This is a genomic window from Oryzihumus sp. (assembly GCF_036391795.1).
Taxonomy (GTDB): Bacteria; Actinomycetota; Actinomycetes; order Actinomycetales; family Dermatophilaceae; genus Oryzihumus.
In genome coordinates this window covers 1-2,851 of record NZ_DASVZH010000241.1, presented here as the reverse complement: position 1 = coordinate 2,851, position 2,851 = coordinate 1, and the positions used below count along the sequence as shown (strand labels likewise).

The window sequence follows — 2,851 nt, the reverse complement described above, 5'->3', positions numbered from 1 at the left end:
CCGAAGCGCGGCAACGGCAACGGTTCCGGCCGTTCCGGCGGGGCGCCGAAGCGCGCGACCGGCGGCAGCACCGTCGCCTACAGCAGCTCCTCCACCGGTGGTGCCGCGGCCTTCTCCGCCGGCACGCGCGCCGGCCGGCGCTGACCGTCCCGGCGTGACCCCGCCCGCCCGCTCAGCGGGCGGGCGGACGCTCGGCCTGCAGCTGTCGCTCGGTGTCGGTGAACCCGACCGAGCGGTAGACCTGGATCGCGAGGTACTCCGGGTCGGCCACCATCACCAGGGTGTGGGCGCCGAGCTCGTCGAACCCGTAGCCGCTGACGTGGTGCACGAGGGTCCCGGCCAGCCCCCGGCCGCGGAAGTCGGGGTGCGTCTCGACGGACTGGAACCGCGCCAGGCCCGGGCTCGCGGCATACAGGCCCATCTGCGCGACCAGGCGACCGTCGACGAACGCGCCGAACCACCCTCCGTGGCCCGCCTCCACGAGGGCGCGGTTGGTGGCCGCCTTGGCCTCGGCGAAGCGATGGAAGTAGCCGGGGTCGACGTCCTGGTCGTTGCAGTCGACCCGCAGCTGCACGCTCGCCTTCCAGTCCTCGTCCGAGGTCAGCTGCCGGTAGGTCGCCTCGCGGTTGGGGCGGGGCGGCTCGTGGACGCTGTTCGCGGTCATCACGGTCTGCGCCTCGACCGACAGCCCCGCCTGCGCGAAACCGGCCAGGTCCTCGACCGTGCCCGTCGTGCCGTCGAAGCCGACGGCGATGTGCTCGGCCTCCGGGAACCGGGCGTGGAACCGGTCGATCCACAGCTCCGACTGCGGCTGCGGCGGGACGCCGTACAGCAGCAGGAAGTTGCCCCACCAGTGCGCCGGGTTGTGCGGGCTGCGGACGACGAGGTGGTCGCCGTGGTCCTCCACCTCCGTGCCACCGAGGCGCAGCAGGGCGAGGTCCGTGCGGTAGCCGAGTGAGGTGATCTCCATCCGAGCGAGCCTAGGGCTGCGGCGCCGCGGCGAACATCCGCAGAACTGCGTCCGGGGGCACGTCGGCCAGGCTCGCGTGCGTCCACCGGGGGTCGTGGTCGCGGTCGACGAGCACGGCGCGCACCCCCTCGACGAAGTCTGAGCCGCCGAGGAAGGCGCGCCCCAGGGCGAGGTCCTGGGCGAACACGTCCTCGGGGGTGTCGAGCCGAGCCGCCCGGCGGAGCGCCTCCAGGGTCACCGCGACCGACAACGGGGACCGCGAGGCGATGACCTCCGCCGCCTCGCGAGCGGCCGGTGCCGGGTCCTCGCGCAGCCGTTCGAGGATGACCGCCGCATCGTCCCCGGCGTAGCACTCGTCGATCCATTCCCGCTCGGAGGCCAGGGCCGGGGGCGGGACGCGGTCGTCACGCAGCTCCCACGGCTCGGGGAGGCGCCCGTCGGCGAGCTCGTGCACCAGCGCCGGGAGTCGGGGGCTCTCGAGCACCACGTCCGCGAGCCCGACGTGCACCGCGTCCGGGCCGCCCACCGTCGCGCCAGTCATCGCCAGGTGGGTGCCGAGCTCGCCCGGCGCGCGGGCCAGCAGGTAGAGCATGCCCACGTCCGGGAAGAAGCCGATCGCCGTCTCCGGCATGGCGACCCGCGACCGCTCGGTGACCACACGCAGCGACCCCCAGGCCGACAGGCCCAGGCCGCCGCCCATGACGATCCCGTCCATCAACGCCACGAAGGGCTTGGGAAACCTCGCGATCGCGGCGTCCAGGACGTACTCGTCGTGCCAGAACGCCACCGGGTCGCCTTCCCCGGACAGGATCGCCGCGCGCAGCGCCCGCACGTCGCCGCCCGCGCACAGGCCCCGCTCGCCGGCGCCCTCCAGCGCCACGGCGGTCACCGCGTCGTCACCCGCCCACAGCTCCAGCTGTGCCTGCATCGACGCGACCATGCCCTGGGTCAGGGCGTTGATCGCGCGGGGGCGGTTGAGCCGGATGCGGCCCAGCGGCCCCTGACGGGCGAACAGGACCTCGTCGGTCGCCACCGGCCCGGGCCGGAAGTCCACGTCGGTCTCCACGCTCATGCCGGCGATCCTCGCACGGGCTCAGCCCCGGGCCTCCAGGGCCAGGAGGTACTCCTTGGCAGCCAGCCCACCGGCATACCCGGTCAGCGCACCCGAGGAGGCGACCACCCGATGGCAGGGGAGGACGACGCACAGCGGGTTCGCGCCCAGGGCCGCGCCGACCGCGCGGGAGGCGCTGGGCCGGTCGATGCGGCGCGCCAGGTCCCCGTACGTCGTCCGCTCGCCGTAGTGGACCGCCTCGCCGAGGCGGCCGAGCACGGTGCGCTGGAACGGCGTGGCCAGGGCCAGGTCGACGGGCAGGTCGAACGCGCGCCGCTGCCCGGACAGGTAGGTCTCCAGCTCCCGCCGGGCCTCGTCCAGGGCTCGGGGCTGGCGCAGCACCCGCGGGGAGATCGTGCGGGACAGCCGCTCCAGCCAGTCGTCCTCGGAGCCGCGGGGACCCAGGAACGCCGAGGCGACCATGGCGCCGGAGGCGTTGCGGGCCAACAGCATCCGGCCGATCACGGTGTCCTCGACCACGTAGGAGACGTCCGACTCGGGCAAAACCGGCGGGGTCAGCCCGGACGGCTCGAAGGCGGCCAGGCCGGTCTCGAGGTCGTGGCTCATGCGATCACCTTCCTGAGGTTGGCCAGCCCGTCGCTGACCAGGCGCCGGCTCATCGTCGGCGTGGTGTCCAGCGCCCGGGCGATGGCCGGGTGGTCCAGGTCGGCCACGTACTTGAGGACGACCGCGTGACGCTGCCGCTCCGGCAGCCGGGCGACCTGGGACCAGAGCACCTCGTCGGGCCGCCCGGCGTCGGCGGCCGGCGC

General features: G+C 74.5%; 4 protein-coding genes. All 4 read right to left on the bottom strand.

Annotation, left to right across the window (positions count from 1 at the left end):
- Positions 1-172: 172 nt before the first annotated feature.
- On the bottom strand, positions 173-970 hold the full coding sequence (locus tag VF825_RS14990) for a GNAT family N-acetyltransferase (RefSeq protein ID WP_331114717.1): 798 nt from the start codon (positions 968-970) through the stop codon (positions 173-175).
- Between the two features lie 10 nt (positions 971-980).
- On the bottom strand, positions 981-2,042 hold the full coding sequence (locus VF825_RS14985) for an enoyl-CoA hydratase/isomerase family protein (protein WP_331114715.1): 1,062 nt from the start codon (positions 2,040-2,042) through the stop codon (positions 981-983).
- Between the two features lie 21 nt (positions 2,043-2,063).
- A complete protein-coding gene (locus tag VF825_RS14980) occupies positions 2,064-2,648 on the bottom strand; it encodes a methylated-DNA--[protein]-cysteine S-methyltransferase (RefSeq protein WP_331114713.1) in 585 nt (194 codons plus the stop codon).
- Positions 2,645-2,851: RNA polymerase sigma factor (locus tag VF825_RS14975; RefSeq protein ID WP_331114711.1), on the bottom strand; the 207-nt coding region annotated here is incomplete at its 5' end. The genes VF825_RS14980 and VF825_RS14975, both read right to left, overlap by 4 nt.